Source organism: Dolichospermum compactum NIES-806 (genome assembly GCF_002368115.1).
In the GTDB taxonomy this organism is placed as follows: Bacteria; Cyanobacteriota; Cyanobacteriia; order Cyanobacteriales; family Nostocaceae; genus Dolichospermum; species Dolichospermum compactum.
Genome location: NZ_AP018316.1, coordinates 1,571,646 through 1,594,100, shown reverse-complemented (window position 1 = coordinate 1,594,100; position 22,455 = coordinate 1,571,646). Strand labels below are relative to the sequence as shown.

At 35.9% G+C, this 22,455-nt stretch carries 21 protein-coding genes, 1 tRNA gene and 3 pseudogenes; 10 read left to right on the top strand and 15 right to left on the bottom strand.

The window, feature by feature from the left end; genetic code table 11:
• Positions 1–106: 106 nt before the first annotated feature.
• A complete protein-coding gene (locus CA730_RS07800; RefSeq protein ID WP_096665938.1) occupies positions 107–445 on the top strand; it encodes a class IIb bacteriocin, lactobin A/cerein 7B family in 339 nt (112 codons plus the stop codon).
• A gap of 350 nt (positions 446–795) precedes the next feature.
• Here the strand turns inward: CA730_RS07800 and CA730_RS07795 are convergent, their stop codons facing one another.
• The 6 genes and pseudogenes from CA730_RS07795 to CA730_RS07770 all read right to left on the bottom strand — a co-directional run bounded on the left by CA730_RS07795 (position 796) and on the right by CA730_RS07770 (position 7,921).
• On the bottom strand, positions 796–1,539 hold the full coding sequence (locus CA730_RS07795; protein WP_096665935.1) for a peptidylprolyl isomerase: 744 nt from the start codon (positions 1,537–1,539) through the stop codon (positions 796–798).
• A 178-nt stretch (positions 1,540–1,717) separates the two neighbouring features.
• A complete protein-coding gene (locus CA730_RS07790; RefSeq protein WP_096665932.1) occupies positions 1,718–3,238 on the bottom strand; it encodes an HlyD family efflux transporter periplasmic adaptor subunit in 1,521 nt (506 codons plus the stop codon).
• 55 nt (positions 3,239–3,293) lie between these two features.
• A pseudogene (locus CA730_RS07785) lies at positions 3,294–5,201 on the bottom strand (peptidase domain-containing ABC transporter); the annotation flags it as partial.
• 64 nt (positions 5,202–5,265) lie between these two features.
• On the bottom strand, positions 5,266–6,279 hold the full coding sequence (locus tag CA730_RS07780) for an IS701 family transposase (RefSeq protein ID WP_096665083.1): 1,014 nt from the start codon (positions 6,277–6,279) through the stop codon (positions 5,266–5,268).
• Positions 6,280–6,396: 117 nt separating this feature from the next.
• Positions 6,397–7,263, bottom strand: a complete 867-nt coding sequence (locus CA730_RS07775) for a cysteine peptidase family C39 domain-containing protein (RefSeq protein WP_096665926.1) — start codon at positions 7,261–7,263, stop codon at positions 6,397–6,399.
• Between the two features lie 25 nt (positions 7,264–7,288).
• Positions 7,289–7,921, bottom strand: coding sequence for a helix-turn-helix domain-containing protein (locus CA730_RS07770; protein ID WP_096665923.1), 633 nt, complete (start codon positions 7,919–7,921; stop codon positions 7,289–7,291).
• Between the two features lie 486 nt (positions 7,922–8,407).
• On the opposite strand from CA730_RS07770, the gene CA730_RS07765 reads away from it, so the two are divergent.
• Positions 8,408–9,412: an IS1634 family transposase gene (locus CA730_RS07765; protein ID WP_096665920.1), complete on the top strand. Its 1,005-nt coding sequence runs from the start codon at positions 8,408–8,410 to the stop codon at positions 9,410–9,412.
• 420 nt (positions 9,413–9,832) lie between these two features.
• On the opposite strand, the gene CA730_RS07755 is transcribed toward CA730_RS07765, so the two are convergent.
• The 7 genes from CA730_RS07755 to CA730_RS24205 form a co-directional block, all read right to left on the bottom strand.
• Positions 9,833–10,297, bottom strand: a complete 465-nt coding sequence (locus CA730_RS07755) for a DUF4164 domain-containing protein (RefSeq protein ID WP_096665912.1) — start codon at positions 10,295–10,297, stop codon at positions 9,833–9,835.
• 507 nt (positions 10,298–10,804) lie between these two features.
• Positions 10,805–11,140, bottom strand: a complete 336-nt coding sequence (locus CA730_RS07750) for a CARDB domain-containing protein (RefSeq protein WP_096665909.1) — start codon at positions 11,138–11,140, stop codon at positions 10,805–10,807.
• 110 nt (positions 11,141–11,250) lie between these two features.
• Positions 11,251–11,694, bottom strand: coding sequence for a DUF4164 domain-containing protein (locus CA730_RS07745; RefSeq protein WP_096665906.1), 444 nt, complete (start codon positions 11,692–11,694; stop codon positions 11,251–11,253).
• A 69-nt stretch (positions 11,695–11,763) separates the two neighbouring features.
• Positions 11,764–12,261 carry an IFT57 family protein gene (locus tag CA730_RS07740; protein ID WP_096665903.1) on the bottom strand — a complete coding sequence of 166 codons (498 nt, stop codon included), beginning with the start codon at positions 12,259–12,261 and terminating at the stop codon, positions 11,764–11,766.
• A 69-nt stretch (positions 12,262–12,330) separates the two neighbouring features.
• Complete coding sequence (locus CA730_RS07735) at positions 12,331–12,849, bottom strand: IFT57 family protein (RefSeq protein ID WP_096665900.1); 519 nt, start codon at positions 12,847–12,849, stop codon at positions 12,331–12,333.
• Positions 12,850–13,007: 158 nt separating this feature from the next.
• A complete protein-coding gene (locus CA730_RS26250; protein WP_096665898.1) occupies positions 13,008–13,586 on the bottom strand; it encodes a bluetail domain-containing putative surface protein in 579 nt (192 codons plus the stop codon).
• Positions 13,553–13,699 carry a hypothetical protein gene (locus tag CA730_RS24205; RefSeq protein WP_157749932.1) on the bottom strand — a complete coding sequence of 49 codons (147 nt, stop codon included), beginning with the start codon at positions 13,697–13,699 and terminating at the stop codon, positions 13,553–13,555. Before CA730_RS24205 ends, CA730_RS26250 begins: the two co-directional genes overlap by 34 nt.
• 506 nt (positions 13,700–14,205) lie before the next feature.
• Between CA730_RS24205 and CA730_RS07725 the strand changes: the two genes are divergently transcribed.
• The 7 genes and pseudogenes from CA730_RS07725 to CA730_RS07695 all read left to right on the top strand — a co-directional run.
• Positions 14,206–16,773 carry a tetratricopeptide repeat protein gene (locus CA730_RS07725; RefSeq protein ID WP_157749930.1) on the top strand — a complete coding sequence of 856 codons (2,568 nt, stop codon included), beginning with the start codon at positions 14,206–14,208 and terminating at the stop codon, positions 16,771–16,773.
• A gap of 378 nt (positions 16,774–17,151) precedes the next feature.
• Positions 17,152–18,015, top strand: a complete 864-nt coding sequence (locus CA730_RS07720; RefSeq protein ID WP_096665892.1) for a sugar kinase — start codon at positions 17,152–17,154, stop codon at positions 18,013–18,015.
• A 9-nt stretch (positions 18,016–18,024) separates the two neighbouring features.
• On the top strand, positions 18,025–18,225 hold the full coding sequence (locus tag CA730_RS07715; RefSeq protein WP_197705506.1) for a hypothetical protein: 201 nt from the start codon (positions 18,025–18,027) through the stop codon (positions 18,223–18,225).
• A gap of 49 nt (positions 18,226–18,274) precedes the next feature.
• Complete coding sequence (locus tag CA730_RS07710) at positions 18,275–19,129, top strand: 3'(2'),5'-bisphosphate nucleotidase CysQ family protein (protein WP_096665889.1); 855 nt, start codon at positions 18,275–18,277, stop codon at positions 19,127–19,129.
• A gap of 205 nt (positions 19,130–19,334) precedes the next feature.
• A complete protein-coding gene (locus CA730_RS07705) occupies positions 19,335–19,649 on the top strand; it encodes an RNA recognition motif domain-containing protein (RefSeq protein ID WP_096665886.1) in 315 nt (104 codons plus the stop codon).
• Positions 19,650–19,770: 121 nt separating this feature from the next.
• Positions 19,771–19,968, top strand: coding sequence for a 30S ribosomal protein S21 (gene rpsU / locus CA730_RS07700; RefSeq protein WP_015078697.1), 198 nt, complete (start codon positions 19,771–19,773; stop codon positions 19,966–19,968).
• Positions 19,969–20,258: 290 nt separating this feature from the next.
• Positions 20,259–20,621: pseudogene (locus CA730_RS07695) on the top strand (transposase); the annotation flags it as partial.
• A gap of 225 nt (positions 20,622–20,846) precedes the next feature.
• Here the strand turns inward: CA730_RS07695 and CA730_RS07690 are convergent.
• Together CA730_RS07690 and CA730_RS07685 are read right to left on the bottom strand one after the other, a co-directional pair.
• Positions 20,847–20,920: transfer RNA gene (locus tag CA730_RS07690), tRNA-Pro, on the bottom strand.
• A 164-nt stretch (positions 20,921–21,084) separates the two neighbouring features.
• Positions 21,085–21,612, bottom strand: a complete 528-nt coding sequence (locus tag CA730_RS07685; protein ID WP_096665883.1) for a GNAT family N-acetyltransferase — start codon at positions 21,610–21,612, stop codon at positions 21,085–21,087.
• A 567-nt stretch (positions 21,613–22,179) separates the two neighbouring features.
• Between CA730_RS07685 and CA730_RS07680 the strand changes: the two are divergent.
• Positions 22,180–22,419 (top strand): annotated as a pseudogene (locus CA730_RS07680) (hypothetical protein); the annotation flags it as partial.
• Between the last annotated feature and the right edge of the window lie 36 nt (positions 22,420–22,455).

Here is a 22,455-nt window from a genome sequence, read left to right as displayed (position 1 = left end):
AGCTATTGCCTCCACGAAATAAATCAGAGATTATAGTCATGGAAAGAGGCAAAAAAAAAGCTGAATTCCAAAAAACAAACAACATTAATTTGGAGTGAATTTCAAAATGGCTAACATCAAAATTAACAACTTGCAAGCAGCTAATCTTAATTCCTCTACCTCTGAACTTTTTAATGAATTAACTGAGGCTGAAATTTTAGATATTCGTGGTGGTTTAGGTCCGGGAGGTGCTGTTGGTGGAGCGATTATTGGTGCAATTGGAAATTTTGGTTATCAGCTTGGTGCTGGTCGTGTTGGGCCTGGTCGCGGTTTTAATTGGCAGTCTTTTATAGGTACAACGGCTGTGAGTGCGGCAATTGGTTTCTCAGGTGGCGCTGCTGCTTGGTATTTTAGACCTAGAGTTGCCTTTTTTGGTGGGGTCGCTGGTGGTCGGATGGGCTGGTAACGACTCAGAATATACACTTGTTTGATTGTAAAACCCATTTAAAATTTTCCTAAATCTTGATATAAACAGGTTTATCAAGATGAGTTTATCAATCAAATTAGGTATCAGCAAAAACAGAATATAAATCTTATTGGGTGGGTATATTACCTGCCCTTTTGTATGAAATGAGTTTTTGTAAATTTAACTTGTAAAAATTAAAGACATAAAATTGAAAATAAGATATAGGCTGCGTCAGATAGTCGTGCAAAGTGCTGTATCATAAATATATTGCATTTAGAAAGTGGCTTATACTTTTGATAAGCCACTATATAAATGTTATCTAGGTTATTATTTTTTCCTACATTAATTATTTACTCAATAACCAAATCAAAATCAACCTGTTCAACCTTTTTCTTTAACCACTGAGAAAATAAATCTATACCAATTTGGTAAGCAAGAACATCATCTAATTGAGGTTGAACAATCTCATCAACCAAAATTAAATGTACTCCCAAAGAGGTCACAATCGGTTTTAAAACTTCCGGTGGTTTAGCAGTAAAAACCGCAGCAGAAATTTCTGGCTTTAAATCTTGACGGTGCATAATTCCCCTATATCCTCTTTTGCGCTGTAATTCTACATTTTGAATATGTAAACGCGCCACATCATAAAAATTAGTTTCCCCTTCCTGAATAGCATAGAAAAGTTCATCAGCCAAATCTTCATCATCTAAAACTACCTCATAAATGACAGCCCCAACATAATCTAACCTTCGTTCAAAAAAATAAGATTCAATCTTCTCCGCAAACAAATGAATAGCCAATTTTGTAGATAGTAAATTGTTGTAGATAATTGCTTCAAAATCATCAATAGACAAACCATTTTTATTCAACCATGCCCAGGTATCCTCAGCATTTATGAGTTTATTCATTAATCGCATTTCATCCGCTGCTGCTTGAAGTTCTTCTGTTTCAATTTTAATTCCCGCTTCAGTCGCAGCATCAGTAATAACTTTGCGGCTAATTATTTGTTTAACTATTTCAGGAATTTTACAATCAAGTTTGATTTGATGGAGAATATCGTTATTAGTAATAGTCAAAGATTGATATTGTAACATGATGTTTGTTTTTAATGAATGGTAATTTATTAGTTTTTGTAGGTTGGGTTAAGCGATCGCGCAACCCAACAAAAGTTTATCAATGTTGGGTTTTCTGAAGTCAACCAAACCTACATAATTCTATTTTTTCGGCTGAAGCGAAAAGTATTAGTCTATAAATTATTGAATTTTCATCTGACTACAGTTGCAAACCGCCTTGTTGTAACTGTTTAAATGGGTCAATTAGAAAATCAATAATTCGCCGTTGACGTACAATAACTTCAGCCATTGCCGTATCCCCTGGACGAAAAGGAATACATTTATTTCCACTCTTAATACAATTCTGTTGCAGAGAAATTTCTAAGTTATAAACTGACACTTTGCCGTTAGCTGTATCCACTTCTGTAGCAGTAGGAGAAATAGCTATTACCTCTCCTTCTACTATTCCATGTTCTTGAAAAGGATATGCGTCAAATTTTAACTTAACTGGTAATCCTTTTCGCAAAGAACCACTTTCATTAGTCATCATTTGCGCCCGAATTATCAAAGGCGAACCCAGAGGAGCAATTTCCGCTATCAGTGTTCCTGGTTGTACTACAGCACCAGCTTTTTGAATAGGTAACTGAAACACAGTACCACTCACATTTGCCTTTAATTCTCGTTGTCCTAATTGAATTTTTAACGATTCAATTTGTCGTTTAGTTTGAGCGATTTCCGCGTTTAAAGTGGTAATTTCTGTTTCTAGACTTTTTTGCTGTTCTTCAATCTTGAGTAAAGCTAACTTACCCGTCTGAGTTAAAGTTTGATAACTGCGTTTTTGTTCATTCAATCTTAATTGTGCTTGGGTAATATCTGCCTTTCCTTGTTTGACAATTCGTTGATAATTACTTTGTTGTTCAGCTAAACGTAACTGAGATTGTTGAATATCTGACTGGCTTTGTTTATATAACTTTTGTTTCTCTTGGACTATATCTTGCTTTTCTATGACATTGATTTCTGGAACTACTCCTTGCTGCCAAAGCTGACGATAACGTTCTTTTTCTCTTAAAGCACTGGTTAAACTACTTTGTGCTAAATTACTAGCAGTTTTACTATATTCAAGATTTTGTTTAGCTTGATTTACTTGAGTAATTTTTTCCTCTTTTTGTAGTTGATAAACATTAGTAGTCGCCATTAAATTTTGCTGTGCTTGGTCTATTTGAGATTGCTTTTCTAAAGCTTGAGATTGATTTTGTTGTTGTTGGGTTGTTAAGGCAACAACTAACTGTTGTTTGGATAACTTTAACTGGAATCCTCGATTTAACAATCCTTTTAATTTATCTTCGCCTTGTTGTAATTCTTTATTTAATAAATCTGTATCTAAACCTAGTATTTTTTGTCCATTTTTCACCACATCACCTTCTTTGATATTAATGTCCTTGACAGTCCCAGATACAGGACTATCTAGTTTTACAGTTTTACCTTTTGGCTCAATTCGCCCTCTAGCAGCGCCAGTTTCATCAACTTTATATAACATAGACCAAGGTAAGATAATAGCAACGAAAATTACTAGAAAATACAGTAATCCTCTAGTCCAAACTTGAGGTAAGCCATCAAGTAATTCTTTAGTAAAAAAAGACCAATTATCTGTTGCTATAGCTGCATTTTCAGATACTAATTCTTGCTGATATTCATAATTTTGAAGTTGCGTAGTTTGTCTTACATTCAATTGATTAGTCATGATTTATTTTCCTCAGTGTAAATTGTTAGACAGGGCTTAAAATTGCTTATACAGTTCAGCAGATAATATTTAATTGCTGTTGATTGAGATAGAAATAATGCCCCCGCTTCGACATTAATTCTGCATGAGTTCCACTTTCAACCAACACACCTTTATCTAATACCAAAATTAAATCAGCGTTCTGCACAGTAGACAACCGATGGGCAATTACTAAAGAAGTTCTTGATTTGAGAATTGCATTCAAATTTTTTTGGATAATTTGTTCAGATTCAGTATCTAAATGAGAAGTTGCTTCATCTAAAATCAACAATGGGGGATTGCCTAAAAATGCCCTAGCAATGGCAATTCTTTGTCTTTGTCCACCAGACAATAATCCTCCATTTTCACCAATTATGGTTTCATAACCCAGTGCTAAGTCTTTGATAAATTCATCAGCACCAGCCAATCTTGCTGCTTCTCTAATTTCTCCTAAACTGGCTTCAGGATGTGCCAAGCTAATATTTTCACGAATTGTTCCACCAAATAAAAATGTATCTTGGTCAACTACCCCTATTTGCTGACGTAAAGAACGTAAAGAAATAGTAGTAATATCATGTCCATCAATCAAAATTGATCCTTCCGTGGGTAAATGTAGCCCTAAAAGTAACTTAGAAAGTGTAGTTTTACCACAACCACTGCGTCCTACTAAAGCTACCATTTGACCTGGTTGAATTGTGAAATTGAGATTTTCCAAAATATTCACAGAATCATGTTTATGGTAGCGAAATGTAACATTTTCAAAGCGAATTTCACCTTGAAATTTGGGTAAGTATTGCTTAAATTGTTGCTGTAAATCTTCTTCTGGTTCTGCATCTAAAACATCATTAATCCGTTCTAAGGCAATGATTACCTCCTGTAATTTATTCCACAAAACTGATAATCTCTGAAAGGGGCTAATCACATTTCCTAGTAACATATTAAATGCTACTAATTGTCCAATAGTTAACTGGTTATTAATTACTAAATGCGCCCCATACCACAATAAACCAGTAGAAATAACTGCTTCTATTGTGTTACTAAAAATTTGCAATCCATTACCAATAACTTGACCGGAGAAACTCTTTTTAACCTCCTTTTGCAATAATTCTTCCCAATGCCACCTTACAGACTGTTCTACGGCGATAGATTTTACTGTTTGTACACCAGTGATAACTTCAATTAAATAGCTACTTTCATTGGTATTAGCATTAAATATCTCTCTGGAAATTTTCTGGAGAAAAGGGGTAGCGATTAAGGCTAATAGGAAAAATGGCGGTACAATAAGTAAGGCAAGTAAAGCCATTTGCCAACTATACCAAAACATCAATCCTAAGTAGATAAAAACAGTGATTAAATCTAGCAGGATTGACAATGATTCACCAGTTAAAAAGTCTTTAATTTTGCTATTTTCTTGTAATCGAGAAATAATATCTCCTACATAACGGGTCTCAAAAAAACTAATTGGTAGCTGCAATGTATGACGAATAAAGCCAACAACTAAAGCCACATCTATTTTGTTGGCAGTGTGACCTAAAAGATATTCTCTTAATCCTGTTATCGCTACACGAAAAAGGCTAAAAATCATCAATCCCAAACCGATTGTTGTTAATGTCAGTGCAGAGCGTTGTACTACTACACGGTCTAATATTAATTGAGTAAATAGGGGTGTGATAAGTCCAAAGATTTGGATCAAGAGTGAGGCAATGAATATTTCTAACAGTACCAAACGATGAGGTTTAATTAGTTCAAAAAACTGCCAGAAGGGAGTAGTGCTTTCTTGGGTATTTTTGAATGATACTGTGGGTTGTAATAGTAGTGTATATCCAGTCCAATTCTCTTGAAATTCTTTGTAGTTAAGAGTTTTTTGACCAATGGCTGGATCTCCTACAATTATCTGTTTATTGGTAATTTCATAAACAACTATATAATGTTGACCTTGCCAATGAATATAGGACTTACGCAACTGGCACAAGCGATGGTGCGGCTACGCTGCACCGAGCGCCTAAAGACTAAACCATTGACATAGCAATATCTGGACGTTTTAGTTGTCCTATTAAATAATTAGAAAGCAAATTATGCTTAATTTGATAAATAGTTTGACCTGTGTTGTAAGCTAAGTTTTTTAGTCTTAGCCAAACCAACATAGCACAAGCTATATGATTTCTTTGAAGACGACCTTTGCGACACTGACATGATTCAATGCCAGTTAATTGTTTTATCTCCCTGTGAAACTCTTCTATTTTCCAACGGATTTTACACACCTGTTGTGTAACATCCATAGAACTTTGAGATATATCATTAGTTGCGATATAGTCCGTTCTATCGGTAGAGATAGTAACCCGGAATAGCTTCACTTTTTTCTCGGAGGGGAATGCTTTTATCTTGATAATTTTACCACATTCTAACTCATCTTCACTCCATGACAATGATTCAATATTTTTATATTTTTCTTTGCCAAAACTATCATCAACCAAACGATTAATCTTTAAAGGACAATAATAAACTTTATCTAGACTATCAATATAAAGCATTAAATTGTTAACTGCATACCAAGTATCCATTAAAACTGTATCAAATGGCAGAACCTTTTGATATACAAGCCCTTGCAACATATTTTTCACATGGTCAACTTTACTTAAACCATCATTGTCAGGGTTAAAAATACGATAATCTATTACCCAAAATTTGAGAGTTTTAGGATTAACATATATACAATTGACTATTCCAATTCCTTTGACGATGCCATGCTCATTTCCACTATATTGCCTTCGCACTATTTCAATCTTTTCTGAAAATCTTTTGTTTAAAACTGTGTCATCAAATATAATATAAGCATTCTCGTCCCGGACAATTATATCTTTCACATTATCCCAAAGTAACCGAGGAGTCAATTTCTCATTTTTTAAATAATAATTAATTTTATCGTGACTAATATTGTCTAAATGTTCTGCTAGATTAGTCATTGTGTAGTTGATTTGACTGCTAAGTAAATACTGGCAGTAATTAAGTTTAGTAAATTTCATCGTTAATTAATTTCTTAATGCACCCTATCATCATTCTCTCATAAAATTAATACCCGTCATTTATTTAATCTATTACTATTAACAATTCTCAATCAGTCTGATTCAATAACATCTTCATTATTGCAGTACACATATACTAATAATTAGCGATCGCTGTGCCAGTTGCGTAAGTCCTGGAATAATTGCGGGTAATTTTTGTTTTGCTAAATACTCGATTTTGGTTTTTATGGGACGGGTAGCAAATCCAATACTTTCCGCAGCAGCTATTAAACCATGTAAAGATGCACCACTACGATCAATATTGGCAATATCCCGCAAGCGGTTAATACTGATGGTTTTTCCCCAGTATCGGGATATCATTACTAAACACGCTGCACCACAGTCTGCTTCACTTTGTTGGGCAAAGAAAGGATAGCGTTGAGTTACTCTTTGTAAGAGGTGTTTGACTTTCTGAGTAGGATGAGGAAAGTAAGCTTGATTAGGCTTTTTTTGTTTGTGGTTTTTTTCTGTTGTAGGTTTTTTTATCGGCTTATCGGATACATTAGATGTTGTATTTTCGTGTGGGTTAGTGTTAACTAACAAAGAATTTAGATTTTGAGCTTCTGTTTTTAAATGAGTGTTGATTTGCGGATATTTAACTATCAATGAAACGAGTAATTCACTGGGAATAAAACACAGTTGTACATCTTGACTGGCTTTAGCTTGGTAAGGTATGAAATTTTCTTCTTGAAACAATGTGAAATGCCCATAGGCTTCTCCTATTGTGACTGTTTTGATTAATTGTCCTGCTTTATCTGTCAGCCGAATTTTACTATTCAGGACAATATAAATACCCTGTTGAATAGCAGAGATTTTTCCTAATTTTGGCTCTAAGTATTGTAATTTATGTTGGTGTTTTTGAAATTCCTGTTCCGAAATATTACACCCAAGAATCTTGTTGAGTAATAAATGATTTACCGTTGTTGCCGATGTGTTTTGTAGCATAATACTATGAAGTTATTACAGAAGTTTATTTTTGATTGCTTGCTAATGGGAGAAAGTTAACAGCTAATTTTTTTCTTTCATTAGCCATAATTTCAGTTGGCAGATCCTTAATGTAAATTTGACTTTCCTCTGTTGCTTGGTTTATTTTTTTCATGGTTATAGTTGATTTTGGTCTGGATGTTTGTCTGGTGGATAATCCTATTTGTTTGAGCAATCGCTTGATGTGACAATCACTGACTTTAATTTCTAATTCTTTGGCTAAATGCTTGCTTAACCAACCTGCTGTCCACTTTTCAAAGCTGTAACCAAACTCACGGGGACTATGATTAATTAGTTGTTGTAACCGCTCTAAATATTCCTCATTGACGATTTTAGGACGACCAATAGGCGATGAAGTCCATTGGTGTGCCATCCCACTACGAGCTATATGTATCCAATGTCTTGCTGTTGCTGGACAACATCCTAATTCTTTGCGAATTTGTGTTTGAGTCTTCCCCTCATCTGCCAACAGCATAATTTGGATACGCTGGTGGGACAATTCAGGTAAATCCTGTTCCAGATTTTTTTGTAGTAGTTGACGCTGGAATGGTGTCAAAAATTTTCCCTGGCAAATATTTGGTGATTTAATTTCATCTACTTTTGGCAAATTAGTAACCATTGGTAACTTAATTGGGATAGATTGTTAACCTGAAGTCACTCACGCTAATATATACCTCTCGCCGGAGAGACTATATGTAAAAATTAAATTTCTGTTATGTATAGTATTTACAAAATTTTTTTGGCCCTCCCAAAGTTGGTATGATAATTTAATAAAAAATAAAGCATGACCATTACCTTTTGACCCCACATTCCGCACCCACAACTGTCACACCCCAAGGAAACGGATGTAGTTAGTTCCTATGTACTAACTGCCGAGAGGATTTGTTGAAGCTAAATAGGAATTATGACTATTAAGCTAGAGATACAGTTGATAAATACGACCAAGTACGAAATTATTGGTTCTTAGGTTATTTTGATAGAAAACTGAGTTCAAAATCATTGAAAAGTTTATCCTCAATTACGATGAAAAAACTAAAAAAATGTGTTGACTCAACAGAAAAATGAGAAAATACAAAACAGATACTTTTGTGGAGTTTCTGTTGTCATGTTTAATATAAAAGACCTTGAATTGAAGAAGATTGACCATTTGGGAATAGTAGCAGGAATAGTAGATTCAATTGGGATAGTAGAAATAATTAATAATTTACTAGGGTCAGAACCAGAAGAAAAAGTCAGTGCGGGTCAGGTAGTAAAGGCGATGATTTTAAATGGCTTAAGCATGATGTCACAGCCTTTATATATGTTCCCAACATTCTTTGAATTAATCGCTTGTGAACACTTAATTGGTGTAGGAGTAAAACCAGAATATCTGAATGATGATAAGCTGGGGAGAGTATTAGATAAATTATTTATAAAAGGACTAGATACAGTATTTTTAGCAGTCAGTTTAAATACGGTTGAAATATATCAAATATCACTGTCATCATCACACTTGGATTCAACATCATTTCATGTAGATGGAGAATATGAAAATAGTTTACCAGCAAATATCGAAATTACGGAAAAAACTCCCAACATCAAAGAAGAAAATAAATCAAAATACTATCAAATTTCAGCAACGGTTGATGAAAATAAAGATGTTATTGAGCAAGAAATGGTAAGTGCAGGCAGGTTTATAATTGCTAGGAATGTTCTGTGTGAAAAGGAACTGAGCAATGAAAAAATGCTGTCTGAATATAAAGCACAGCAATCATGTGAACGAGGATTTAGTTTTCTCAAAAATCCTTTATTTTTAGCAGATAGTATTTTTCTAAAAAGCCCAGAAAGAATAGAAGCCTTGGCAATGATAATGGGGTTATGTTTGCTAGTTTATACTCTAGCACAAAGAGAAATTAGAGCCGCTTTAAAATCCTTAAACTATACTGTAAAAAATCAATTGGGAAAAGCCATAAACAATCCAACAATGCGGTGGATATTTCAATGTTTTCAATCAGTTCATCTTGTGACTTTTCAAGAAAAAAGAGAATTTTATAATTTGACATCAGAAATGAAGTACATTCTCCTATTCCTCCCAGAAGCTTGCCGTAATTACTACAGATATATAAGTTGATTCATCAATATTATTAATAGTTTAATTATACAATTTGATTCATTAATTTTATTAATGAGTTTAAGTTCTAGTGCTGTTTTTAAGTTTATTTCTAGAACTATATAAGTTATAATTAAGTCTTGATAGACTAATAATAAAATTATATTATTTCTTTTACCAAAAATCATCCTTATTCTTTATTGCTTCTTATTGAGAATACATCTGAATCAACTTTCCTCTCTAAAATTTGTTTTTTTATAAATAAATGTATTTTTTTACTCCTTTTTCATCAATTTACCTCCGTAATCACCGTTTGTGACAGTCAAGGGTGCGGAATGTGGGTTGAAAAGTTCTGCTGAACTTAGCGCAGCGTAGTGATGCATCTCTGGGTAATCACTCAAACCCTTGATTTTTCCCTTAGTTTTACTCCGATTAGAATTTTCAAATTTTGCTGTTGGGGAAGAAACCGAATAGTTTCACTACTCCACTAATTAAAGCAATAATCACTGCTACTAGAACTCCACGATTAATAAATTCTTGGTTATCTAGTCTTTTATCAATACCACTAACTTTTTCCTCTAGGGTTTTAATTTCCCCAGATAGTTCTGCTTGCCCAATTTCTAATTTATTTAGTCTACCATCAATAGTTTCTAGTTTTTTGTTAACTTCAGTAAATTTTTGATTGACTTCAGCAAACTGTCGATCCATTTTTTGGTTGACTTCAGCAAACTGTCGATCCATTTTTTGGTTGACTTCAGTAAACTGTCGATCCATTTTTTGGTTGACTTCAGTAAACTGTCGATCCATTTTTTGGTTGACTTCGGCAAATTGCTTCTCTATCTTTTGATCAAGACGAGATAATATTTCTTCCAGTGTATAAGTGAGAGTTGGTGGGTTAGTGGTCATATATTTTTATTTTGGCGATAAATATTTGATACATGATCAGGAACTTTTATAGTATAAGACATCCGGCGTTGCTGAATTGAGGTATGAAATTCCCAAATTGAATCTTTAAAACTCTTACCTCAGTGCGTCTTTGCGCCTTTGCGTGAGACTAAAATTCATACCCTTAATCAGCAACGCCAGACATCCTAGTTGTAGGGTGCGTCAGATATCAACAATCTGTTTATTTGCAGTATTTATGCAGTCTGACGCACCCTACCAATGTGCTAGTTAGGACAGGAATCAGGAAGTTAACCGCAGATAAACGCAGATCAGTTTGTACCTGAGTGGACTAAGAAATGGGGTAGAACATTCTTTGATAGAACATGAGACTTATTAGCAGATTGTACCACAACAATGAAAATATCCTAAACTTGTAAAACAAGAGACAATACAACCCAATACTGGTTAAATATTCTATTATCTATTGTGAAGGTTTTTATCCTAGATTGATATCCGCTGGAGACACAGTTAAATTGAGATTAAAGGGTAAATTTTCGGACTTTTTAGCATTCCAAGATAGTTTTCCTGACAGTTGATAATTACCAGTTGATAATTACCAGGTGTCAGAGTTTTTCCTTGAGGGGGATAGGATATTTCAATATACCGTTCACCTTTGGCAATAATAGTAGTTTCTTCTACTTTACCAGAATTAACTGTTTTTCCATCTTGAGTTAAATTCCATTCAGTTTTAGCGCGGGTTGTAGCTTCACCTGTATTATTAACTAATAATCTAATTTGCTTTTTCTGCCCATCGTAAAATGCCTTTTCTACTCCCACTGTCGGAACAAAATCACCATTAATCACATATATTTTTGCTGATATATTGACAGCAACAATATATGTGATTTGCTTGGGTAGAATTGCTTTTCATATTTTCTATGACTAAAAATGAGTTTTGTATACAATTAGGGTTTTCAGATTTTACCGGTGGGAAAGAAACCGAATAGTTTGACTACTCCACTAATTAAAGCTATAATCACTGCTACTAGAGCTCCACGATTAATAAATTCTTGATTATCTAACCTCTTATCAATACCACTAACTTTTTCATCTAGGGTCTTAATTTCCCCAGATAGTTTTTCATCTAGAGTCTTAATTTCCCCAGATAGTTCTGCCTGACCAATTTCCAGTTTATTTAGTCTACTATCAATAGTTTCTAGTTTTTGATTGACTTCGGTAAATTGCCGATCCATTTTTTGATTGACTTCAGCAAATTGCTTCTCCATTTTTTGATTGACTTCGGTAAATTGCTTCTCCATTTTTTGGTTGACTCCGGTAAATTGCTTCTCTATCTTTTGATCCAGACGAGACAATATTTCTTCGAGGGTATAGGTGAGAGTTGGTGGGTTGGTTGTCATATATTTTGGTGATAGTTGTTTTATAGACAATAACAGCAGCACCTGTCATTTTACTAACAATTAAGGTTTTCAGATTTTACCAGTGGGGAAGAAACCGAAGAGTTTGACTACTCCACTAATTAAGGCGATAATCACTGCTACTAGAACTCCACGATTAATAAATTCTTGGTTATCTAGTCTTTTATCAATACCAATAACTTTTTCGTCTAGGGTTTTAATTTCCCCTGATAGTTTTTCGTCTAGGGTTTTAATTTCCCCTGATAGTTTTTCATCTAAGGTTTTAATTTCCCCTGATAGTTTTTCTTCTAGGGTTTTAATTTCCCCTGATAGTTCTGCTTGTCCGATTTCCAGTTTATTCAGTCTACCATCAATAGTTTCTAGTTTTTGGTTGACTTCAGCAAACTTTTGATTGACTTCAGCAGATTGCCGATCCATTTTTTGATTGACTTCGGTAAATTGCTTCTCCATTTTTTGGTTGACTTCGGTAAATTGCTTCTCTATCTTTTGATCCAGACGAGACAATATTTCTTCGAGGGTATAGGTGAGAGTTGGTGGGTTCGTTGTCATATATTTTGGTGATAGTTGTTTTATAGACAATAACAGCAGCACCTGTCATTTTACTAACAATTAAGGTTTTCAGATTTTACCAGTGGGGAAGAAACCGAAGAGTTTGACTACTCCACTAATTAAGGCGATAATCACTGCTACTAGAACTCCACGATTAATAAATTCTTGGCTATCTAGTCTTTTATCAATACCAATAACTTTTTCGTCTAGGGTTTTAATTTCCCCTGATAGTTTTTCGTCTAGGGTTTTAATTTCCCCTGATAGTTTTTCGTCTAGGGTTTTAATTTCCCCTGATAGTTTTTCGTCTAGGGTTTTAATTTCCCCAGATAGTTTTTTATCTAAGGTTTTAATTTCCCCTGATAGTTCTGCTTGTCCAATTTCCAGTTTATTTAGTCTACCATCAATAGTTTCTAGTTTTTGATTAACTTCAGCAAACTTTTGATTGACTTCAGTAAACTTTTGATTGACTTCAGCAGATTGCCGATCCATTTTTTGGTTGACTTCGGTAAATTGCTTCTCTATCTTTTGATCCAAACGAGATAATATTTCTTCCAGAGTATAAGTGAGAATTGGTGGGTTGGTTGTCATATATTTTAGTGATAGTTGTTTTATAGACAATAACAGCAGCGCCTGTCATTTTACTATTTTACCCCCTTGTGAAGGAGAAGGGGCTTTTTTACCAACAAGATACCCGACTTCTTAGAAAAATCGGGTATCTGACTCTTGCAATATTACCGCTACGTAGCTTAAACAGTCACAAAGCTACTAGTAGATAAAGTACCCTTGTATCCCGTAATGTCCACAATGGCATCACTAAGAGCATTAAAACCAGCAGCGCTATCATTAATAGCTACATAGCTATTTGACCCTATAGTAAATAATGCAGCCGCATTAGCACCAAAATTACTAGTAGTTAATTTGCTACCAATAGCTGTGGCATTTAGTGAGCTAACTACACCGACATTATTAAACACAAACCGGGCAGTGCTAACTACAAAACGGTCAGTGTCCGTACTATTGTTAAAATCCTTGATGATATCAATTCCACTTAACAAGGAATGGGTTAAGTCGGTATAAACTAACCTGTCATTACCCAAACCCCCTGTTAAGTTATCCGTACCTAGTCCACCAGTTAAGGTATCATTCCCTCTAGAGGCTCTGATAGTATCATTACCAGCACCACCATCGAGAATATTATTACCACTGTTACCAAAAAGGATATTATTGAGGCTGTTTCCAGCACCGTTAATGTTCACGGTTCCTGTTAAAGCTAGGTCTATTTGGCTGGAGTTTAATGTGTAGCTGCTGGAGGATTGAACCCACATTCCGCACCCCCCGGTGTCACAATCGGTTCTTTCTGATTTTTATCCCCATTTAATGTTGTGTTTTGTACCAAAACCAAGAAATATTGGTAGGCGATAGCGAAGCGCTGCTGCAAGCAGTTCGCTAAAACCAAATCTCCAAACGACCAATTTTCGTTGTGTGACAGTTTAGGGTGCGGAAGGTAGGATTGAACATCATTAACGTCGGTGACGGTAATGGTTACGGCTTGTGTGGTGTTTGATGTACCATCACTAGCGATAACGTTGATATCGTAAACGTTATTTGCACCGTTGTCGGTGGGAACTTCAAAGTTAGGAGCGGTTTTGAAGGTGACAGCAACGTTAGTGATATCAAAGCGGTTAGCATCCGTACCAGATAAACTGTAGGTAAGGGTTGTACCTGCATCTGCGTCGGTGGCGGTAACGGTATAAACTGTTCCTGTACCGTGAAGTTAAGTAAAGTTCGTCAATGAAAATTCTGGAAATCATGGTATAGTTCCTTTCTAAGCACTGGTGGAGAAAAATTAACTTCGCACAAGTGTCATTAACTTCGTTAAATTCGTAATTTTTGGCAGGTGTGATGAAGAATACTAGAAATCGGAGTACTTACATACTCACTAGTGTGGGTGAGAAGAAAATAATTGATACCCTTGCCAAGGAATGTATTAATCCTCGTAATAGGATTAAATGGATACAAATACAACTGGAATATAATGGTGTAACAATAAGTAGAGATACTATTCACAAGATATTAAGAAAGCAGCGTGCTGAAGAGTATGCAATTAAATCCGTATTTGTGGCATTAAAAATATTATACGAAATTGACATAGACAGTGTTTTAGCTTCAAAAGATATAAGTGTTACAGATAGTTGCCATCAAGACTTCTTTCCTGTTGAGAATAAAGGTGCTAATTTTTTCGGTAGAGATGATGACTTAAAAAAGCTAAATACTCTCTTCAATCAACATCAAAAAATAATTGTTATTCAGGCACCAGGAGGAACAGGTAAAACAACTTTAGCCAAGCAATATTTAGATAATCACGGCTTTGATTTAGTTTTATCCCTAGAAATGGCTAGGGAAACAGAGAATATCACTAGCGTTGAAACCATAGTTGACGAATGGCTGAAACAATACTTTCAAGAAGAACTAGGAAGGGAATTTGGTATTACACTGATAAGATTCAAAAAACACTTGCAAAATCGTCGGGTCGGAATATTAATTGATAACTTAGAACCTGTACTAGATAAACACGGTAAGTTTATTCAAAATCATAGTCGTTATTTAGAACTATTGAAGATATTAGCTGATGCAACTGTGCGGTCATTTACAATAATTACGAGTAGAGAATGTTTATTTGACGACCGGGTTGATGTAATTTATCATTATTATTTAAGTAACTTGAGTAGTTCAGCATGGCAGAAATTTTTCGCATTTCACGAACTTGAGATTGATGTTTCTTTACTAGAAGAAATGCACATAAAATATGGGGGTAATGCCAAAGCCATGCATATCTTGGTTGGGTCAATAGAAACAAATTATGAAGGAGATGCAACTGCTTATTGGCAAGAAAATTGTACTTTGGTGGAAAGAGGATTAGAAAATTTAGTTGTCACTCAATTTGAGAGATTGCAAATTTTAAATCCCAGTGCTTATAAGTTACTGTGTCGGTTAGGATGTTATCGCTATCAGGATATACCGCAAGTGACTGAAGATGCTTTACTAGCTTTGCTGTGGGATATTCCTGACCAGCAACAGTGTATCTATATAATTAGAACTTTAAGAAATTTGCGTTTGTTTGAATTTGCTAAGGGGAAGTATTGGCTGCATCCAGTGATTAAAGAAGAGAGCATAAACAGGTTAAAATCAAGTCAAGAATGGGAGGAAGTTAACCGCAAAGCAGCCGAATTTTGGAGAGGTAGTGTGAAAAATATTCGCACAATCGAGGATGCGAAGAAAGCCTTTGAAGCTTATTATCATTATGAATGTATTCATGACTTTGAAAATGCTGGATATGTATTGATAGAACGAAGACATAATTCCTTCACACCTGATGAAACTCTTGCTTTTTCTTACCATCGATCGGTAGGATTCGTGCAAATAACATCTATATTGGATTTCATCATCAAAAACATAAAATCTCAATATATAATAGCAAGTATTTATTCTATTAAAGGTGGAATCAATATGCTCTTAGGAAATATAAACATAGCAATTAACTACTGTAATAAATCACTAGCACTGGCAAATTCTCTTTTAGATGGTTTTGAAAATAATAAGATAGATACAAAATATGATGATATTATATTGTTGATATTAAAAAATAAAATGCATTTATCTATCTGCTATATAAATAGCTGGGAACTGGAAGCAGGTCTAAATATTTTGGAACTAACCAAATCATGGTTAGCAACCATAATGGGAAAAGTAAGTCCAAGTTTAAAGTTAAAAATAAAAAGATATCAAATACATATATCTATACACTTAGCTGTTATATACTCATACTTGAATCTAGAAAAAACATCGGTTGTTGATAAATTTTTCACAAAAAGATTATCTTATGGGGTTCTTGCTCAAGTTTTGGCTAAAAGATTATGTTATGTTGTGGCTAATATGGAAACTTTGCTTATTAAGTCGGGTGTAGAAAATGAAGTAGATATAGATATTATTGTATGGCGTAAAATCTATCTGTTACAAGCGTTAGGCATAATTTACAAAAATTTAGGGAATATTCAAAAATCTTTGATAATGTATCATGAAGTAATAAAATTCTCTCAACAAAAAACTCAATTTTACGGGAACACGAACCCATATATGCTTTCCCTGGAATCTTCTGAAGCAGTTAAATATAATCCTGAACATAATCTGTTTGTAGCTCAGGCTTTAACTGGTTTAGCAGAACTTGCTCGCATCCAAGATAATTTTCAAGAAGCTCTCTCCCAACATTCAGAATCAATAAAAATACTGAATAAAATTAATGCTAATAGATATCATTTAGGAGCAGCTTACTTCCAATTAGGTTTAACATATCAGAAAATGGGTAACTTTCAAAATAGTCAGATAAATTTTGAGCAAGCCATAATATTCTTTACAGAGGGGGGAGTTCCTCGACAAGTTGAGAGAGTTCAAAAAGCAATTCAAAAAATAATAACCCCCCCCAAAAGGCAGCCGAATTTTGGAGAGGTAGTGTGAAAAATATTCGTACAAGCGAGGATGCGAAGAAAGCCTTTGAAGCTTATTATCATTATGAATATATTCACGACTTTGAAAATGCTGGATATGTATTGATAGAACGAAGAAATAATTCCTTAACACCTAATTAAAAAATAGATTTTTTCTCCTCCTTCATGAATCACATAATCATCACTATCAACCTTGTGAAAATCTTCTGGTTTGATCACAGCACCACTGTGGTTGCCCCAAATTTAGGGACAAATCCCCTGTAGTTGCCCCATATGGGTAGGTACGGGGGTGCTACCCCTACATTAAATTCATAAACTTTCCTATAATTTGGGGTAGGTACGAGAGTGCTACCCCTACTTAACACTTTAAGCAAGTTACCAATTAGCAATGAGCAAATCTGGCTTATTTGTCGGTTTAATTACCTTAGATTTCATTTATCTCGCGGATTCTCCCCCCCAAAATAATCAAAAATTAGTTGCCACTGACTATACTGTAGCAGCAGGAGGACCCGCAACAAATGCCGCAGTCACTTTCAGTCATTTAGGTAACCAATCTACAGTTTTAGGTGTATTGGGTTCGCACCATATCACACAGTTAATATGTAGCGATTTAGAGAATTACCAAATTGCAATTATTGACTTATACCCCTACGGGAAAAGACCACCACCTGTTTCTTCAATTGTTGTTACGCAAGGTACAGGTGAAAGAGCGGTAATTTCTATTAATGCCGTTAAAACTCAGGCAAATATTACTTCTATCCCTGCAAATATTTTACAGGATATTGATATTGTATTAATTGATGGGCATCAAATGGAAGTAAGCAAAATCATTGCCCAAAGTGCTAATATTCAGAATATTCCAGTTGTCATTGATGGTGGTAGCTGGAAACCAGGATTTGCAGAAATATTACCCTTTGTAAATTATGCTATTTGTTCTGCTAATTTCTATCCGCCTAACTGCGAAAATCAGGAAGACGTTTTTGCCTATTTACAAAATTTTAACATTCCTTATATTGCCATTACTCAAGGGGAAAACCCCATCCAATACTTAACTCCTGATCAGTCAGGTGTAGTTAATGTGCCAAAAATACAGCCCGTTGATACACTAGGAGCAGGAGATATTTTTCACGGTGCTTTCTGTCACTATATCCTGGAGACAAATTTTATAGAAGCATTAGCATTAGCTGGGAATATTGCTGCGGAGGCGTGCAAACACTTCGGTACGCGCCCTTGGTTGAATTTAAATGTTTGATACTTAATTATGTTTATTGATTTCCGTCCTCAACTGGATATATTTAACTTGCGTCGGGTTACTTGGTGGAAACAGGTAATAGTGGCGATCGCCTACTACATCGCATCCCAATTATCTTATTTTGTGATCTATGGCTGTTTTTTTAGTCATTTACCTGTAGCTATTTTCTGTCCATTACTATTATGTATATTTGCGAAAGCTCACACTTGACTCCTGCTATAGTATTTAATTTTCCTATTCCACCCAAATTTGTCTCCAAATGAAAGACTTATCTGAAATATTAACAATTGCACGGAAGGTAGGTTGGGGTGCAGCCAGTCTCCTGAGTTCTTATTATCACGGTACTGCTGCCGCACCAAATTTAGATATTCAGTATAAAGACAGCGAACCCGTTACAGTGGCAGATTTAGCCGTCAGTGAATATGTCTTGTCACAGTTACAAGCCGCTTTAGGTGATGAAGACTTTGGATATATCAGCGAAGAAACTTATAAATCACAACAGGGAAAAAATCCTGCCGAGTGGGTATGGATTATTGATCCATTAGATGGGACAAGGGACTTTATCAACAAAACTGGAGAATATGCAATTCATATTGCCTTAGTTCAAGGAACACAGACAATGTTAGCCGTTGTGGCAGTTCCAGAGACACAAAAGTTATATTATGCTACTAGAGGTGGTGGGACTTTTATCGAAACTGCAACAGGTTCTTTACCTGTACGACTGAACTCCCATAAAAATATCCAAGATCTAATTTTGGTGGTCAGTCGCTCACACCGCAATGATAGGTTAGAATATCTGCTACAGCACCTGCCTTGTCAAAATCAAAAAGCAATTGGTAGCGTCGGTTGCAAAATTGCCGCGATAGTTGAACAGCAAGCAGATGTTTACATTTCCCTTTCCGGTAAATCCGCACCTAAAGACTGGGATATGGCTGCTCCTGAACTAATCTTGACAGAAGCAGGTGGCAACTTTACACATTTTGACTGCACACCATTAAAATATAACACCGGCGACATTCATCAATGGGGGGAATTACTGGCGAGTAATTATCAAAATCATGAGGTACTGTGTCAAGAAGCGCAAAGCATTCTCACACGGGTTACTTCCCACTAGAACAGTGTTTGTCATGAAGAATTTCTTGACAATGCTGGTAATTTTGTTGGGAAAATTTGTTCATTATGGGTTAATATTCTCATGTAGTGCTATACTTGGGGATATAAAAGATTATTTTCGGTTGAGTAAGTCGTTTTAAGATTTTTTTAAATACGTCTCTCCGAATCTAACTCTCTACACTCTCTGGTTTGGGAGACCCTCTTCTATGTCGATTTACGTTGGTAATTTGTCCTATCAGGTAACAGAAGAAGACCTGAAACAGGCTTTTGCGGAGTACGGAACAGTTAATCGTGTGCAGCTACCTACAGACCGGGAAACTGGTCGCCCACGAGGTTTTGCCTTTGTGGAAATGGGATCAGAAGCGGACGAGGCAAAAGCGATTGAAGCGCTAGATAGTGCTGAATGGATGGGACGTTCTCTGCGCGTAAACAAGGCCAAGCCCAAGGAGGACAGAGGTTCTTCTCGTGGTGGCGGCGGAAGTTGGGGCAATCGTGGTGGCGGTGGAGACCGTCGCTACTAAGTCCAGAAAAAAAATTAAAATCTAGAGTATCCAGCAGATACAGTTTCATGCTAAGTGCTGCTGGAGTATTTTATTTTGACTTTAGTTCTCAAATATTGATTTAAACTACGGAGGAACAGGAATGACACAAGTGGTCTTAGGTGAAAATGAGGGGATTGAATCAGCACTACGAAGATTTAAGCGGGAAGTTTCCAAAGCGGGAATTTTCCAAGATATGCGGAAAAAGCGCCACTTTGAAACACCTTTAGAAAAAGAAAAGCGTAAAGCCATAGCTAGACACAAGCAACGTCGTCAACAACGTTCTCGCTTCAAGCGCTAGATTTTTAGTCATATTGGCTAAAACTGGGAAATCCTGACAGGATTTCCTTTTAGAGAACTCCACAGAAAAGATGATTCAATCTTGTAGGATGGGCATCCTGCCCGTCTTTGTATTATAGCGGTATGCACTTGCATGATGAAATCCAGTCAGCGAATCGTAAAGCCTGTAGGGGCGGGGTTTACCCCCCTCAATTATATTGAATCAGTTAGGTCGAGGGGGAGTATGATCTGCCTGACAAGTGTAGGTTTTTAACTTGGATGTGAGTTAACACTCTCAACCAAAATTTTAACCAAACGGGTAAAGAAATCGGGTTAGACGTTGGTATTAAGTCATTTTATACCGACTCTAGCGGGCATCATGAAGCCAATCCTAAGTTTTTGAGAAAGGCTGAAAAATCAATTAAGCATTCTCAAAGACGGATTTACAAAAAGCGGAAAGGTTCTAGCTGTAGAAAAAAAGCTAGAAAACTTTATGCCAAAAAACACTTAAAAGTAAGTAGGCAAAGGATTGAACATACTAAAAGAATAGCGCGTAACGTATGCAAGTCTAACGACTTAGTAGCCTATGAATATCTAAGGGTTTCAAATATGGTAAAAAACCATTGTCTAGCACTAAAAAGTTATTATACGGTAGGTTGGGTTGTGGAACGTAAACGTTTACGGAGCAATCGGAACGTTTACGAAGTGTGGCGTATCTCTGCAGGATTCGGAGGCATCGGCCATAAACCAACCTTATCAAGGATTTTGTTGGGTTTCGCTGTCGCTCAACCCAACCTACATTTCCTTAACCGACAAGTATTGGAGCAGTAATAAAATAAATCATACCCAGCTACCCGCTTGCGAGGAGAGGGTTGGGTCTGGGGTCTTTATTCTCAAAAATCGGGATGACAGGATTCGAACCTGCGGCATCCTGCTCCCAAAGCAGGCGCGCTACCAAGCTGCGCTACATCCCGTAAAGTCATAGAAAGCGAAATCCACATAAATCAAATTATGTTTTTTTGGCTCATCCCGACTATCATATCACAAAAAAGAATAAATGCAAACCCAATAATCCAGAAAAAATCAGATTGAAGGAAATATCCTCAATTCCCTAATCCCCAAAACCCAGCCACCTTAATCACTGAGGATACCAGAACATTCCTTTTATACCTTCAGGATCTGACATAAATCCCATAGTTTTATAGAAATCTACAACATGAGAGTCAGCAAAAAGAGTGACATTACTAATTTCTTCACTTCTGAGTTTTTTGAGAACATATTTCATTAATGCCTTACCAAGTCCTCTACTTTGAAAATCAGGATGAACGACTACATCCCAAATAGTGGCATTAAAAGCATGATCTGAGGTAGCACGGGCAAAACCAATCAAACGCTTTTTGTTTCCTCGCACTTGCCACATAGAGGCCACGAGAAAACTATGCTCAATAGCTTTTTTTACTTTTCTGAGAGGGCGACGTGACCAGCCAACTGCATCACAGAGTTCTTCAAGTTCATAAAGGTCAATATCTCTTTCCGTACTGAAAATGATTTGATCCTTACCTACACTAGAATTACCATCAACTTCCGCTGTATGCTCATTAACAGCAGTGTTTTTATTTGTCGCTAAAGATTCAGGAGTGCTAAACCAAGTTTTCCAAAAACCCATGCCAATGCAGTTCGGGTAGTATGACTAAAATTGGTTTCCACTTTTAAAAAGTGTTGATTCACATCTAACATCACTATGATCATTGCTGGCTAATTCACTAGAAACATTCTACGCGGTTTAGCGATTTGCAATACTCACAGCTAGTTATCAAGTGTTTCTTCCCAATCAATCTCAACTTTAGCATTTTGTTTTGACCGAAAAATTTTAGATTTTGGATTTTAGATTTTGGATTGGGAATTTTCGGTACAAGCCCCGCCCCTTCAGGGCGGAATTAATCAAAAATGTTCTTAAGAGTTCTCCAATTAAAAAATATCCCAAAATTTCTTGTGGTGCGGGCTGAAAAGCCGGCTAATAATACAAGGACGGACGAAGATGCCCATCCCACAAGATTGGATAGCGTTCGCGGAGCGTCCCGGAGGGAACTAGCACTGCTGCAAGCAGTTCATCTTTTTTGTGGAGTTCTCTAAGCTTCCCCCTGTTACCTGTCCCCTGCCCCAGTTTGTACAAAACAAGCAAGTCTTACCCGCAAAAATGGCTTCTGGTTTAAAATCTTCAACTCTATAACTCCTGAAATGCTTTAATCGAGCGTTTCCCCAATTCTATGGGCAATTTGTTAGCAGTGAGATTCAACTTCAAAATTTACGCCTAGCATACCGTCTTTATAAAACTAAACGGGCTGTTATTGAGATGAAGCCAGAAGGTAGCAAAAGCGCCCTGCATTTTGCCTACCGCAATCAATCTTTCCTCTTGAGCGATATTTTTGGTGTCCTAGCAGCTTATGGTTTAACTATTCACGGTCTGAATTTAACGTCCATCTGCTTAATTCAAAATTTGAATTTTTGA